The following is a 14,360-nucleotide window of genomic DNA, read 5'->3' as shown; positions in this document are numbered from 1 at the left end:
GCGGTATCGCGGATAGAGGGTTATTCTGGTTTTGCATCGGGTTTAAAGTTGGCTAAAAGTTGAGCGGGTAACCTGAGGCCATCGCTGAGAATTTCAAGTCTTATGTGACTGACACAAGCCGGCTTGAAGTAAGTTTCATCACTATTTGTTAAATAACCTGTTAACTGACTGATGGTTGGGTTATGACCCACTAAGACCAGCGATTGGCAGTGGCTCATGGCCTCAATGGCGTCGCACCAGATGCCCACACCGGCGGTATAAAACTCATTACGGGCATCACAGTTATCAACCCCCAAAGCAGTCGCAATCAATTCAGCGGTTTGCCGTGTACGGACAGCATCGGAACACAGCATATAGGGAACGGTGTCGGTGTTTTGTTGAATAAAGGCGGCAGCCTGCCGGGTCTGTAGCCGACCCAATTCAGATAATGGTCTTTGGTGATCGATGTCTTGCATCGGGCTATGGCCGTGGCGAACAATAAATAAATTCATGATGCGATTGATAAGTGCTCAGCAGTTCTAAAAAAAGTATGTTTAACGGTTTCTGTGTCAGCATCTTCCGGTAAGGCTTTGACAGCAGCCACTGTTTCTCTTAATAACGGTGCATTGCGTTGTTTGCGAGGTTCAAATAACTCCAATGCCGGCTTTGAGTTAAATTGTTGTTGCTTAAAAAAGTAATTAAGTTGCTCATCACTAAAAAACGCCCGAGCACTGACTTTGATTAATCGATGCGCCTTAAGTTCATCGTAGACACGGATGGCGGAACGGGCATAATCATTAAAGGGCATGCTCACATTTGCGGTGTCAATATCACAGGCTAAGTAAACCAATTGTCTGTCTGCTTGGTTTTCTAACTCAATGCTGTTTAACAGGTGTTTGGCAATATTGCCTTGAAAGAAATAGCGTTTATTGTCACCATGACGACCAAAGGTGCTGCCTTCAATCATGGTTTTTAGCAGCAAGATATGTTGTGGCTGGCACAATGAGTTTACCTTGTTATCAGGCATGATTAAATCCATCATTTGTCTGGCTTCTTGAAAACTGGCAGCTTCATTGGCGCCGACAAGTCGATGATCGCGGTTATCATTAGGTAAACCTTGTTGAAGGTCGTGACACACTGCAAAATAAGACAATAACGCCCAATGTGCCGGTGAGAACATATCCGAAAAGTGGTTGTGAGATTCAATCAGATATTCGCACAAATCGTTACAATGGAATTCATTGTGGTAACTACGCGGCTGTTGACTCAGGCTACCATTTCGGTGGCACATTCGGGCATAAGCTAACTGCATGATATCGGTTAAATACGGCAACCAGGTTTGTTCAGCAAATGTGGTATTGGCCCAATCACACCAAACACCTAAGCGTGGGTGATGCTGATCTAATTGGTTTAAGATATAGCGGGCGCGACTGATGTTGTTGATTTTTTCACTGGTGGCATCGGCGGGTAATAAATGAGCTGTCATTAACCCTTGTCCGTTTGTGACGACAGATACTGATCTTTTAATTTGACATAATGCGATGCTGAATAATCCAAAGATTGTTTTTCTTCTGTGCTTAAATCACGGAGCTTAACCGCTGGATTACCCACCCATAATTCACCTGATGGAATAACTTTTCCCGGAGTTAGTAAGCTGCCGGCACCCAACATACTATATGGTTGCATCACTGCTTTATCTAAAATGCGCGCACCCATACCGACTAAACAGCTGTCGCCAATGGTACAGGCGTGTAAAATGGCACCGTGACCTACCGTCACCATGTCGCCCATGTTTAAAGCGCCGCCATCTGCTGTGTAAGGGCCAACGTGAGTGACATGTAAAACACAATTATCCTGAATGTTACTTTGTGCACCAATGCGAATGGAATTGACGTCACCGCGAATAACAGTCATCGGCCACACCGATACATCATCGGCTAAATCTACTTGACCAATAACCACTGCGGTGGAATCAATGAATACGCGTTCACCAAGCTTAGGTTGATGGTCTGAAAAAGAACGAATTGTCATGTCCCTTAGTATACCAGAAAGAAAACCCGAGCCAACAAAGCCGGCTCGGGTTTTTTTAGAAGATAACGGTTAGTCCGTTTATTCATGTAAGCATGGTATTAATGCCGCTTACATGAACATTTCGGGTTAGTAAGTAACAGTCATATTGGTGGTGAAGCCTTTATCATCAAAGTTCATGGTGACTTTTTGTTGTTTCCAATAAAGCATGCTCAAAGTCATTTCTTTTTGGGTTTCCAGCTGCTGTTTCATATCTTCTGACAGTTGAGGCATATCCGCTAATTTAAAAATTTCTTGAACCAGTGTTTTATAACCGTCAGCATCAGCGGTGGCACTAAACAGTAAATTCTCGCCGGGCTGTTTAACCATATCGGCTAAATTTCCACCACCCGGATAACCCAATGATAAGCCAATGGTTTGGTTATTGATGGCGGCAAAGGCGCTGCTGATATCCACCGGTAAGTTCATTAAATTAGCCGGCAGCTGTTCTTTCAGTGGTATTAAACTACCGTCGGTAGGCAACGTCATACCTTGTAATTGTGGCAACATCATTTGTGCCATACCCACCAAAGACTGGGCTTCATCGACAGACAAGGCCATTTGCATTTTGAACGATTCAATCATGTCAGCCGGATTATTTGTATTAGCGGCTTGTTCGTTCACTTTTAAATCACTAAACGCCATGTTAAAGCCTTTAAAATTACTGACAAAAGGCGGTAATGGCTGAGATACACGCAGTTTAAAGGCTTCTGCCTGTTGGTTGAGCTGTGTAAAGAGCTCACATTGATAAGGCGAATTGATGATGTTGTCAATGTATTTAGTCAGCACTTTCTGACTGTTTAAAATATCCACACTCATGCCAAAACTAAAAGCCGCCGCTTCATCAATGGCAGGGATACGACCTGCCAGTTGAGCCATGTCCTGGCTGATTTCTGTATCCATTTCCCAGATGATGGCGCTATCAATTTGCGCATCGGTTAAGGCGGTTGCACCGGCCACTAAACGGGGGGCTTTGGCTAACAATGCATTGATTTCAGATTTACACACGGGTGATAGTTTATTGTCTTCAATCTGCAAAAAGTCCAATAAAGCTGAATCATAATTATCGGGATTAATAAAATAATCAGCAATGGCTTGAATATCCATAACCAACAAATCATCAATCACAAATCCGTGTTTGACTTTAATTTGATTCAAGCGATCACGATTTTGTGACAGGCTTTGAGCGGGTTTATCAATACCCACTAAATTATTAATCAGCTTATCTTTAATAACACTTGGTGCCAATGACAACACCATATAATCATCATTATGAGCCGCTAAAATGGTCATTTCATCTGCTTGATATTCGCGAATGGATAAACCATCTTGTTGATGTACTTGTGGTGTCAGTGCAAACTGCTCATCCAAGTCTGCAAACATATCGCTTATTTGATGACCCTTGGCCAGTTGCATGCGAATCACCGGGAATAAATCCACGGCATAACCGACCATTTGGGTTTCGCCGACTTTCATACCGAGTTTGGCAAAATTACCATCAATGACCCAACGGTCAATAAACGCTTTGGTTTTATTGATTTCTTGTTGGTTGATAACAACGTCCTCTTCATCTTCGCTGAGTTGCTGTAATGCCACATCTAGATCGCTGAAGCTCAGTTTTAAATATTCAGCAATGTTTTTCATGTTATCTTGCATCACTGAAACGTAGCGATCTGGATACATGTCATTGCTTAAACCTGAGGCAAAAAACAGCGGCGTATCAGCCGGAACATAGGATAGAATATCGGATTGGGCGATGGCTGATTTAACCGCTTCCGGTTGTTTATCATCCTCTTTATCGCCACAGGCTGACAGCCCTAAAGCCATCAGACTTATAATGATGAGTTTTTTCATGGTAACCTCTCTGTATGATTTATTTTAAATGTTGTGACGATCAACGCAACCGTCCTTTTAGTGCCGAAAATTGTATCATTATTGATGGCTAAGCGCATATGCCAGAAGTGTAAAACGTGATGTATTTAGCTGAAATACTGTGTCATTATTAAAATCGCATAAACCGCTAAGTTTTCATGTGTTCATTCAGATAAGCCAATGATAAAGAACAATTGCTTGAAGGGAATTTGATGAATGTTATAAGATGGTGTTAGTTTTCGGAGATTTCGTGATTAAAAAGATATTATTTATTTGCTTTATTGTTACACCATTTTTCAGCTCAGCGGAAAGTGATTTAGCGCTCACTTTTGAAGCCAATGATTTTGTTGGCGGCATTCCGGTTAATCAATATGGTGTGATCCGTTTTACCGTCTTTAATCATGGGCCAGATGATCTCATCTCATCACAAGAATTAATCAAACTGACTGGATATTACAATTATATGAATTCTAATATTGGATTTCTGTCGGAATTTCAAAGTGATGACAGCGATTGTAGATTGGCATTTGAGCACAACGACCCGCCGCCACCAGTAGATAACTATGTATTAAAATTATTTGGTGGTATTCATAAGGACATTCCATCCCAGTCCTCAGTAACCTGCGAATTCACTACATCAGTACCTGGTGTGGGTATTTCAGATATGTTGTGGAAGGTTAATCTCATGCACGGCATCACAGATCCCGATATGACCAACAACACCCAACAATTTACTTTCCGCGGCTTGGCTGCTTCGGTACCGGTCAATAATCTTTTTATGCTTATGCTGTTAATGGCAGTGGTTTTGGTGAGTGCTTGCCGGTACAGCTTGTCAAAACAGAATTAACTCATCCAATCAATGATTTTCTTTTTAAGTTTTGTAAAGGGTGCACGCACCAGGTCATTGCCGTTAAGCCGGGATTGGTAATAGACTGATTTCATGTGGCTCATGGTGACAAAGCCTTGATAACCATGATAACTGCCCATGCCACTGGCGCCAATACCACCGAAGGGTAAATTTTGTTGGGCAAAATGAACTAGCGTTTCATTCACTGCAAACGAACCCGAGGATGTTTGTTGGCGAACTTTTTTAATGGTTTGCCGGTTATTGCTGAATAAATATAAGGTCAGTGGTTTATCACCTTTGTTAATGGTTTCGATGGCATCGGTCATATCATCAACCGCGATAATGGGCAAGATTGGTCCAAATATTTCTTCCTGCATCACTGTATTTTGCCAATTCGGATTATCAACAATAACCGGCGCCATGCGATTTCCTTGGGCTTGGTGCTCAGGATAAACATGGACAATTTGTTCATTGGTTAATTGTTTCAGTAATTTTTGTAAACGTTCAAAATGCTGATTATTGACCACACAGCTATAATCCCGGTTGTTATTGTCAATGCTTGGATAGGCACTGATGGTGTGTTTTTTCAGGGCATCAATCAGGGCCGCAACGCGATTAGTTTCAATCATTACATAATCAGGCGCGATACAGGTTTGCCCGGCATTAAACCATTTGCCTTTGGCAATGCTTTTGGCGGCTTTATCCAGGGAATAGTCACGGTCAATTAATACCGGTGATTTACCGCCGAGTTCTAAGGTCACCGGGGTTAAATTGTCGGCGGCATTGCGCATAATGATTTTACCGACGCGGGTGGAACCGGTGAATAATAAGTGATCAAAGGCTAAGCGGCTAAATTCATCGGCCACCGCGACATCACCAAGTACCACGAATACTTCATCATCAGAAAATACATCGCTTAATAAGGATTGAATGAGTTCGGCGGTTTTTGGGGTGATTTCTGAGGGTTTTATCATCACCCGATTGCCACCGGCAATGGCGGCGGTTAAAGGTCCGGCCACTAAATTAAAAGGATAATTCCAGGGTGCCATGATACCGACCACGCCTTTTGCCTCAGGAATAATGGCACAACGGGATGGCCAAAATTTCCAGTCTGCAGTCCATTTTTCGGCTTTAACCCAACGGGGTAAATGTTTGATGGTGTGTTTTAGGTCTTCTAAATTAACCAACACTTCAGCCAACAAGGTTTCACTGGCAGCGCGTTGCCCGTAGTCGGCATTGATGGCATCAATAATTAACTGTTTATTGGTTTGGATGGATTTTTGCAGCGCTTTTAAGCGACCAAGCCGTTGCTCTAATGTTAAGGCCGGTAATTGCTGCATTTGGCTGAGTTGTGATTGCATAATGTTCACGCGATGGGTAGATAAATGGTAATCAAGGCACCTTGATTATGGTTGCCGGCGGTGATGGTGCCGCCGTGTTCTTCAACAATTTTTTTAACAATGGCCAAACCCAGGCCGGAGCCACCGGGTTTTGTGGTTTTATAGGGTTCAAAAATATGTTGCATAATATCGGCGTTAAAGCCGTGGCCATTATCTTGTATGGTTAATAGTAACGAATTATCGGTGTGACTGGTACTGATGGTGATAACCAAATGATCATTGTCTGCGCTTTCTTGGGCGTTTTTAATGAGATTGGTCAGTAACTGTTTAATCCGGCCTCGATCCAGCAATAACTGGGGTTCAGGTTCTGTTAAATCCAGGTTGAACTGAATACCTGGTTGTGAAATGCTGTATAAATCCACAATTTCCTGAATAATCTGATTTAAGCCACCCAGTTCTTTTTTTAGTTCCGGTGGCTTGGCGTAATCGGAAAATGCATTGACCAGAGTTTTTAAATGCGCCACTTGAGAGACAATGGTTTGGGTGGCGCGATTGAGTATCTCGTCTTCTTCTTTGGATAGCTTGCCTTTGAATTTAAGGTGCATGCGTTCAGCTGACAACTGTATGGGGGTCAATGGATTTTTCACTTCATGCGCCAGTCGTCGAGCGACTTCCGACCAAGCGGCATCCCTTTGCGCTTGGTTAATAATGGTTTGATCATCAAAAACAATCACATGACCACCGCCTTCAATGTCTTTTTCACTGATTTGACTGCCACGCACCAACAATACCCGTCGCAAAGAATCTTCCGCAATGAGCACTTCCTGCTGCCAATACCCGGTTTGATCGGCCACTTTTTGTTTAATTAAAGTAATCAGGGGCAATAGGGTGGCATTCTTCATGGACAAATAATCAATGTTTTGATTGGTAATGTTAAGCCCGTCCAGGTGCAAAATCTTTAAAGCCGCCTCATTGCTTAAGCGAATTCGTAAATCATGATCGATACTGATGACTCCGCTGGATAAATGGGACATCACTTTTTCTAAATATGTACGCTGGTTTTCGGCTTCTGATTGCGCGCGGTGAGCGAGGGCACTGGAGGCGGCAATTTGAGCAGACATGCTATTAAAAGATTGCACCAGCATCCCCAGTTCGTCTTTAGAATCCACCGGAATAATCTTACTGAAGTTACCTTCAGCGATGGCTTCTGTGGCTTCCGATAATAAACGAATGGGTGCGGCTAATTTTCGTGCCGAGGAAAAAGCCCGTAAGATGGCCAACAAAACGCTTAATAATAAAACAATGGTCAGAATAATTAAAAAAGTACTTTTTAATTGCTGTCGTTGGAAGGTTTGTTTGTTGTATTGGTGATATTGCGTCTCAATGTTAATGGTTAAACCTTCATATTCTTCGGGAATCGGGAACAGTGCCTGTAATAATCGATGGCTGCTCATGCTTATCGATTGTCGTGATGAAATAGGCACCGCCACCCGGATTTGTAAGCCATCGTCACCGGCTGATTCCACCCGCGCGTAATTTCGGTTATTGCTGACTTCGTTATAAGCACTCGTGGGCATCACTTGCTGTGGTAGATTTAATGGGTCAAGCTGGCTGGAAGCAATTAATCTGCCATTGGCATTGTAAATGCTTAAAGAAGTGGCTTTGGTGGTGTCCAATAAGCGATCTAAGTAAATGGATTGATTTAAAGGGTCAATATCCGCCAATTGATCGGCCAAATCTTTGCCGGTGTTTAAGTGGGTGAGGGTTTGTGTGTTGAGAAAAATTTTGCCTAAGGTGATGGCATCTCGTAAGGCTTCATCTGTTTTGACGTCAAACCAGGAATCAATGTAGCGATTGACCAATAAGTTAGCAAACATATAAACAACAATCACCGGCGGCAGCGACAAACCGGTGAACATCAATACCATGCGGGTGGTTAACTGTGAACCTGCGGCGTTCTGTCGTCGACGTAGGTAAAGCCAAACGATGCGTTGGATAATGATCAGCAATAACACAAACACAGCCAACAAAGCCGCACCCACCAACCATAAATACAGGCGATTAAATTGGGCGGCACTTTGCATGGCGATGGTTAATAAGTACATGGCGCCGAGTAAAACCCCAACCAGCACCAGAATCGGCAGGTTTTTATTGAAAACTATCTTTTTCAGCCTTTTTTTCATCATTAATCAGTGACCGGTAGTGGTTGACGTGACGGCTGAGCTTGTAAAGACCATTCTTTGTCCCACAAAATCGGTAATTGCATGGTCGAGGGCAGCGCCCGTTGATCAAGGTAAAAACGACTTTCTACTGTTGTGGCTTGTGGTTGTTTTTTAATGCTGAAGCGGGTATTTTGAGTTAACTGAATCAGTAAGCTGTCCAATGTGGTAAAGGCTGCAGGTTTTTCGGTGTCCGGTTGTTTGAGCTGGTATTGGCTACTTAAAGAAAAATAATGAATTTCAAAGCGCTTTTCGGTTTTACTTAACATTTTGTCGGGCCACCAATTTTTTTCTGCCAGTAATCGCACTTCACTGACAAAAGTGATTTCAATACCGTTATGAATGGCCTCAACGATGGCTTCACTTAATGTAATGTTATATTTTGGTGTTACTTGCCAGTAATCGCCTTGTTGCTTAATCAATATGTTCTCCGGGGAGATTGACTGTGCGTTAGCCTGTGTGATTAACAGCTGGCTCCACAATACGACATGGGCAATAAACCGTATCATGATTTTTTTAGCAGGCAATAATAAAAGCCGTCCATGTCGGCTCGCCCCGGTAAAAACTGCAGGCCGTACTTTTGAGGCAGACTCTCAGGCACATCCATAATTTGCGCTTCGAAGTTAGGATTGGCTTTTAAAAAGCGTTTAATTTGGCGCTCATTTTCTGCCTGAAAAACTGAACAAGTGGCATACAATAACAAGCCGCCACTGACCAGTAAGTCAGCTGAGGCCTGCAGAATGCTGGTTTGTAATTGTGTTAAAAAATGCATGTCTTGTGCTTGTCTCAGCAATTTAATATCAGGATGTCGTCTTACCACGCCGGAGGCGCTACAGGGAACGTCCAGTAATATCTTGTCATATTTTTGTCCTTGATACCATGTGTTTGGTTCGGCCGCATCGCCGTGGATCAATCGATTGGCTTTTAGTTGCAAACGTTTGAGGTTGTCTTTAATTAATTGCAACCGATTTTTGTCTTGTTCAACTATATCCAACTGAATATGCGGGTTTAATTCTAATAAGTGGGTGGCTTTACCGCCTGGTGCGGCACAGGCATCTAATATTCGCTCACCATTGTTAGGTTTTAAAATATGTGCGGCCCATTGTGCAGCGGCATCCTGGACTGTGGCATGACCTGCTTTCAATAGCTCAAGGGGCAATTGTTTATCAGTCAATAAATAAGCATTGTTTAGGTGTGGATGTGCTTGCCCCGGTCCATCAATACCTGGTTTGGTACGAATCCAAAGTGGTGGTGGTTGATTGTTGGCATGGGCGATATTTTCCCAATCATCGGGCCAGTCTTTTTTAAGCATGGCCAACCACCAAGACGGGTGTTCATATTGTTGTTCTTCATTGTCTGCCTGAAAGTCGTCATCGGCCAGGCTTTGTTTCAGCACCGTATTGATTAAACCTTTGGCCCAGGTTTTCTTTAATTGCCCGGCAGCATTAACGGCTTCATTGACGATGGCATGATCGGGTACTTGTGCATAGATTTTCTGGGCCATACTAAAAGTCAACAGTTGTGACACCAGCTGATCTTTTAAGGGTTTGTGCAAAAACTTTTGCCAGCGAGCGGTGAGGCTATAATAATGACGTAAACTCATATAGCACACATGTTGAATCCAGGCTTTATCCTGTGCTTCAAGGTGGTTGGGTAGTGTGGTTTTCATGGCGGTCTTCAGATGTTCGTGTTTAATTAATACACGATACAAAATATGACTGCCATAATAACGGTTTTTATTCATTTAAGTACCAGTCCGATTTGGCGCGCATAAAAGGTCCGATGGCCATACGTTTTTTTCCGGCACGTTGCACCTCGAGAAGTTTTAATTGATGTTCACCACAATTAATAACCAAGGTTTCCTTGTCTGCATAAGCAATATCGCCGATTGGTATGTGTTTGGCAGATTTTGTTATAACTTCTGCGGCCCAAATTTTTAAGGTTTCACCCTTAATCTTAGTCTGACTGCCGGGCCAGGGTGTAAAGGCGCGAATCTGGCGTTCGATGTCTGTGGCCGATTGATGCCAATCAATGGTTGATTCGGATTTTTTCAGTTTATGGGCATACGTGGCCTGGCCATCGTCTTGTTCTTGGGGTGAGGGTAATGTGTTGTTGTCAGCCATACTAACGGCTTTAATAATGGCATCTGCACCCATGACACTCAGGCGGTCATGTAAGGAGCCGGCGTTGTCTTCTGCTCGTATGCTGGTTTTTTCACAAAAATAAACAGGCCCCGTGTCTAAACCGGCAGCCATTTGCATTATGCACACACCGGTCTCTTCATCACCTGCTAAGATGGCGCGATGAATCGGTGCTGCACCCCGCCAGCGTGGCAGTAAAGACGCATGAATATTCCAACAGCCTAAACGCGGTAAATCGAGAACTGCTTGTGGGATAATCACCCCATAGGCCACCACCACCATTAAATCGGCTTGGTAGTTAGCAATTAATTGTTGGGTTTCAGTCGCTTTCATGCCAATCGGCTGGTGAACTGTTATCCCCATATCTTCGGCGGCCTGTTTGACCGGTGTTTTTTGTTGTTTCTGACCCCGCCCACGGGCTTTGTCCGGTTGTGTAAATACCGCAACGATGTCATGGCCAGAGGCGTGTAACTGTTGTAACGGCGGCACTGAAAAATCCGGTGTGCCACAAAAAATTATGCGCATGGTTTAGTCCTGTTGATTGTCTAAGGGGAGCGAGATTTGTGATGGTTTTATGCTGCCTTCACCATGAAAAATGCGTTTATATTCTGCGCGGGAAACTGACACGTAGCGCTCATTGCCACCAATTTGTATTTGTGCACCACCGGTGATGGCCTGGCCTTGTTCATCAATGCGGATGACCATGGTGGCTTTTCTGCCGGTGTGACAAATGGTTTTTAGTTCACACAACTCATCAGCCCAAGCCAGCAGATACTGACTGCCTTCAAATAATTCGCCTTGAAAATCAGTGCGTAAACCGTATGCCAGTACCGGAATATTAAGCTGATCGACGACTTCAGTGAGTTGATAAACTTGTGACTTTGTTAAAAATTGTGCTTCATCAACTAACACACAATTAACCGGGTTCTGTGTTTTAACCAGTTGCAATAAATCAGCCCGCTCGTTAAATAAAATAGAAGGCGACTGTAATCCAATCCGAGATTTAACCACGCCTTTGCCATATCGGTCATCAATGGAAGATGATAAAATCAAGGTTTGCATGCCACGCTCCTGATAATTATGGCTGGATTGCAGTAAATGCGTGGTTTTCCCGGCATTCATGGCAGAATAATAAAAATAGAGTTTGGCCATTGGTGTTGGAAAATCCGCTATTTTAGCAAATATCCGCCGTAAAGCGGACATCATCTGAACCTTAATCATTAAGTCGTGTCTTAACCACAAAAACTGAACAAGGACGCTATAATGGCGACCGATTGATGACAATCATCCATAAATTATGACATCTCATTACATACAAATTATGGTCAGCATCAATGACCGCGTGCAGGCTGAAGTGCTGATTAAGGCACTGTTGACGGCAGGTTTAATCGCTTGTGGTCAGTGCTTGCCGAAAATGGTGAGTTATTACCGATGGCAGGATGAATTACGTGGTGATGATGAGTATTTATTATTACTTAAAACCCAAAAAAAACATTTTTCGGCCGCGGAACAGCTTATTCAAAAACTGCATCCTTATGACGTGCCGGAAATAATCGCAGTGGATATTGTTGCCGGTAGCGATGACTATTTAACATGGATAAAACATGAAACTAATCACTAACAAAAGCCTGTTTTTATGGCTGACTTCATTATATTTAATCACCGCTTTTACTGCACAAGCAGCCATTGATCCGGATGAGGTTTTGCATCCTGATGAGGCCATGGTGCCATCAGTTCAGGTCAATGGCCAAACCATCGAGGTGACCATTGATGTGGCTGATGATGTTTACCTATATCGCCATGCCTTGGGTTTTATGGGTGAAGATATTGTTCTCAATGACATTGATCAGGCTATCCCTGCCGGAGAGAAAAAAACCGATCCGTATTTCGGTGAAGTAGAGACTTATCGCCAGCAGTTAAAAGTATCCATTCCATTTTCTGACGTTGGAGAACAGCCACAAATAACGGTTAAATATCAGGGCTGTGTGGATGCCGGTATTTGTTATCCGCCTCAGAAAAAGACCTTTGATTTAAGCGGCAAAATTAAACCAGCAGTGGTTTCTCAAGATCTGAAGCAAGGCAGTGGTTTGCTGCAATTAGGCCAAACTAACCAGGGTTTTTTCCCGGGTGCTCAGTCATTTGTGTCCATGGATGATGCCTTTAAATTTGAGGCCATTGCCGGAGATGCCAATAAATTGTTGGCTCGATTTACCATGGCGCCAAACATGTACTTATACTTGGACCAATTACAGTTCACCAGTGAAACGGATGGTATCCAAATAGGTAAACCCATATATAGCGAAACGGTGGAGAAAAATGACCCGGAATTTGGTCGCGTGCAGGTCTTCTATGATTTGGCTGAAATCGAACTGCCTTTAATCCACAGTCAAAAAGACATACGTTCAATCACTTTGCGAGCCGATTACCAAGGTTGTGAAGACGGCAAGATTTGCTATCCGCCCACTGAAAAAATTATCACAGTGGACTTACCGGTCGGCGCGGTTATCAGCAAGCAAGTATCGCAACAGTCATCGGCCACGGTGACTAACAATCAGATTTTGTCTGAGCAACAAAAACTGACCCAAGAGATTGGCGATGATGCCAAATGGTGGACGGTATTAAGGTTTTTTGGTTTTGGCTTATTGTTGGCCTTAACCCCATGTGTATTTCCGATGATTCCAATTTTGTCTTCTTTAATCGTCGGTCAAAATATTCGCAGTGCCTCTAAAGCCTTTCTACTGTCGTTAGTGTATGTGTTGGCAATGGCTTTAACCTATACGGTGGTGGGTGTGGTGGCCGGCTTGTTGGGCGCTAATTTACAGGCGATTTTCCAAAAGCCATGGATTCTCATTTCATTTTCTCTGGTGTTTGTTTTATTGGCCTTATCCATGTTTGGATTCTATGATTTGCAATTACCCGCTAAATGGCAAAATAAACTGTCCAATCTTTCCAACAAACAAAAAAGTGGTTCTTTAATTGGTGTGGCGGTGATGGGGTTATTGTCGGCCTTGATTGTCGGGCCCTGTGTGGCACCACCGTTAGCGGCTGCTGTGATATACATTTCGACAGTACAAGATGGTGCCGTTATGGGTGGCTTGGCTTTGTTCGCCATGTCAATGGGTATGGGTGTGCCATTATTGCTGATTGGTGCCACCGCCGGTAAATGGACGCCACAAGCCGGTGGCTGGATGAATGTGGTGAAATCCTTTTTTGGGATTGCTTTACTCGGTATGGCCATCTGGTTTATGGCCCGTATTCTTCCGGAATCGGTGGTGTTATTATTATGGGGTTTGTTACTGGTGGCCAGTGCCATCATGTGGCATCAAAATGCCAAAGATAATGGTGTCAGCGGTTGGTTGATGGGTTTGTTCGATGCCTTGAAAGTGATTCTGCTGGTGATAGGAATGGCACAAATTATCGGTGCCTTGGCTGGTCAAAAAGATCCACTTCAGCCTTTAGCCGGAATTTTTGCCGGCAGTGGTTCTGCAGTCGTAACAGACACTCAGGTTGAGTTTGTTACAATTAAATCGATTGCTGATTTAGAACAGCAATTATCAAACACAACCAAACCGGTGTATTTTGATTTTTACGCCGATTGGTGTATTGAGTGTAAGCGTATGGAGCGCACCACTTTTCAGAACCCGGACATTGTCGCCTTGTCGCAGCAATTTAACTTGTTGAAGGCCGATGTCACTGCCAATGATGAGATTGATCAGGCTCTGCTGAAGCATTTTGGGGTATTTGGGCCGCCGGCGAGTTTGTTTTTTGATGCTGATGGTCTGCCGTTAACGCAGTATAATTTCTTTGGTTATAAGAATGCAGCGGCCTTAAAACAAACGTTTGAAAAAATATTAATGTAGTCTACTTTCTGGACATTCGCAACTGATTGATGCAA

Annotated in this window: 13 protein-coding genes; 3 read left to right on the top strand and 10 right to left on the bottom strand. The window is 43.4% G+C overall.

From position 1 onward, the window contains the following. Positions 1-20 precede the first annotated feature (20 nt). The 4 genes from OS173_RS04140 to OS173_RS04125 all read right to left on the bottom strand — a co-directional run bounded on the left by OS173_RS04140 (position 21) and on the right by OS173_RS04125 (position 3,900). A complete protein-coding gene (locus OS173_RS04140; RefSeq protein WP_267183016.1) occupies positions 21-491 on the bottom strand; it encodes a SixA phosphatase family protein in 471 nt (156 codons plus the stop codon). Continuing rightward, a complete protein-coding gene (locus OS173_RS04135; protein WP_267183015.1) occupies positions 488-1,465 on the bottom strand; it encodes a hypothetical protein in 978 nt (325 codons plus the stop codon). Before OS173_RS04135 ends, OS173_RS04140 begins: the two co-directional genes overlap by 4 nt. Further along, positions 1,465-2,010, bottom strand: coding sequence for a gamma carbonic anhydrase family protein (locus OS173_RS04130; RefSeq protein ID WP_267183014.1), 546 nt, complete (start codon positions 2,008-2,010; stop codon positions 1,465-1,467). Before OS173_RS04130 ends, OS173_RS04135 begins: the two co-directional genes overlap by 1 nt. Positions 2,011-2,136: 126 nt before the next feature. Next, positions 2,137-3,900, bottom strand: coding sequence for a hypothetical protein (locus OS173_RS04125; RefSeq protein ID WP_267183013.1), 1,764 nt, complete (start codon positions 3,898-3,900; stop codon positions 2,137-2,139). Between the two features lie 268 nt (positions 3,901-4,168). Between OS173_RS04125 and OS173_RS04120 the strand changes: the two genes are divergently transcribed. Beyond that, positions 4,169-4,765 (top strand): hypothetical protein, encoded by a 597-nt coding sequence (locus OS173_RS04120; protein WP_267183012.1) that lies wholly within the window; start codon positions 4,169-4,171, stop codon positions 4,763-4,765. Here the strand turns inward: OS173_RS04120 and OS173_RS04115 are convergent. The 6 genes from OS173_RS04115 to OS173_RS04090 are packed head-to-tail and all read right to left on the bottom strand — an operon-like array spanning position 4,762 to position 11,617. After that, positions 4,762-6,126, bottom strand: coding sequence for a coniferyl aldehyde dehydrogenase (locus OS173_RS04115; RefSeq protein WP_267183011.1), 1,365 nt, complete (start codon positions 6,124-6,126; stop codon positions 4,762-4,764). The genes OS173_RS04120 and OS173_RS04115 overlap by 4 nt on opposite strands. 5 nt (positions 6,127-6,131) lie before the next feature. Further along, a complete protein-coding gene (locus OS173_RS04110; RefSeq protein ID WP_267183010.1) occupies positions 6,132-8,291 on the bottom strand; it encodes a sensor histidine kinase in 2,160 nt (719 codons plus the stop codon). Continuing rightward, positions 8,291-8,833, bottom strand: coding sequence for a DUF4390 domain-containing protein (locus OS173_RS04105; protein WP_267183009.1), 543 nt, complete (start codon positions 8,831-8,833; stop codon positions 8,291-8,293). Before OS173_RS04105 ends, OS173_RS04110 begins: the two co-directional genes overlap by 1 nt. Then, positions 8,830-10,068, bottom strand: coding sequence for a 16S rRNA (cytosine(967)-C(5))-methyltransferase RsmB (rsmB, locus tag OS173_RS04100; RefSeq protein ID WP_267183008.1), 1,239 nt, complete (start codon positions 10,066-10,068; stop codon positions 8,830-8,832). Before rsmB ends, OS173_RS04105 begins: the two co-directional genes overlap by 4 nt. Further along, positions 10,061-10,990, bottom strand: a complete 930-nt coding sequence (fmt, locus tag OS173_RS04095) for a methionyl-tRNA formyltransferase (RefSeq protein ID WP_267183007.1) — start codon at positions 10,988-10,990, stop codon at positions 10,061-10,063. Before fmt ends, rsmB begins: the two co-directional genes overlap by 8 nt. A 3-nt stretch (positions 10,991-10,993) precedes the next feature. Further along, the gene (locus OS173_RS04090; protein ID WP_267183033.1) at positions 10,994-11,617 is read right to left on the bottom strand and encodes a thymidine kinase; all 624 of its coding nucleotides are present in this window, start codon (positions 11,615-11,617) and stop codon (positions 10,994-10,996) included. Between the two features lie 145 nt (positions 11,618-11,762). On the opposite strand from OS173_RS04090, the gene cutA reads away from it, so the two are divergent. Together cutA and dsbD are read left to right on the top strand one after the other, a co-directional pair. Continuing rightward, the gene (gene cutA, locus OS173_RS04085; RefSeq protein WP_267183006.1) at positions 11,763-12,086 is read left to right on the top strand and encodes a divalent-cation tolerance protein CutA; all 324 of its coding nucleotides are present in this window, start codon (positions 11,763-11,765) and stop codon (positions 12,084-12,086) included. Then, entirely contained in the window at positions 12,070-14,325 is a 2,256-nt protein-coding gene (dsbD, locus tag OS173_RS04080) for a protein-disulfide reductase DsbD (protein WP_267183005.1), read from the top strand. Before cutA ends, dsbD begins: the two co-directional genes overlap by 17 nt. The last annotated feature ends 35 nt before the right edge of the window (positions 14,326-14,360 follow it).

Origin of the sequence: Marinicella gelatinilytica, assembly GCF_026410405.1 — a bacterium.
In the GTDB taxonomy this organism is placed as follows: Bacteria; Pseudomonadota; Gammaproteobacteria; order Xanthomonadales; family Marinicellaceae; genus Marinicella; species Marinicella gelatinilytica.
This window is presented reverse-complemented; position numbering and strand designations above follow the sequence as displayed.

Coding starts and splice junctions, on each gene's coding strand:
- OS173_RS04140 (WP_267183016.1), bottom strand. CDS start 491: ATGAATTTATTTATTGTTCGCCACGGCCATAGCCCGATGCAAGACATC.
- OS173_RS04135 (WP_267183015.1), bottom strand. CDS start 1,465: ATGACAGCTCATTTATTACCCGCCGATGCCACCAGTGAAAAAATCAAC.
- OS173_RS04130 (WP_267183014.1), bottom strand. CDS start 2,010: ATGACAATTCGTTCTTTTTCAGACCATCAACCTAAGCTTGGTGAACGC.
- OS173_RS04125 (WP_267183013.1), bottom strand. CDS start 3,900: ATGAAAAAACTCATCATTATAAGTCTGATGGCTTTAGGGCTGTCAGCC.
- OS173_RS04115 (WP_267183011.1), bottom strand. CDS start 6,126: ATGCAATCACAACTCAGCCAAATGCAGCAATTACCGGCCTTAACATTA.
- OS173_RS04110 (WP_267183010.1), bottom strand. CDS start 8,291: ATGATGAAAAAAAGGCTGAAAAAGATAGTTTTCAATAAAAACCTGCCG.
- OS173_RS04105 (WP_267183009.1), bottom strand. CDS start 8,833: ATGATACGGTTTATTGCCCATGTCGTATTGTGGAGCCAGCTGTTAATC.
- rsmB (WP_267183008.1), bottom strand. CDS start 10,068: ATGAATAAAAACCGTTATTATGGCAGTCATATTTTGTATCGTGTATTA.
- fmt (WP_267183007.1), bottom strand. CDS start 10,990: ATGCGCATAATTTTTTGTGGCACACCGGATTTTTCAGTGCCGCCGTTA.
- OS173_RS04090 (WP_267183033.1), bottom strand. CDS start 11,617: ATGGCCAAACTCTATTTTTATTATTCTGCCATGAATGCCGGGAAAACC.
- cutA (WP_267183006.1), top strand. CDS start 11,763: ATGACATCTCATTACATACAAATTATGGTCAGCATCAATGACCGCGTG.
- dsbD (WP_267183005.1), top strand. CDS start 12,070: ATGAAACTAATCACTAACAAAAGCCTGTTTTTATGGCTGACTTCATTA.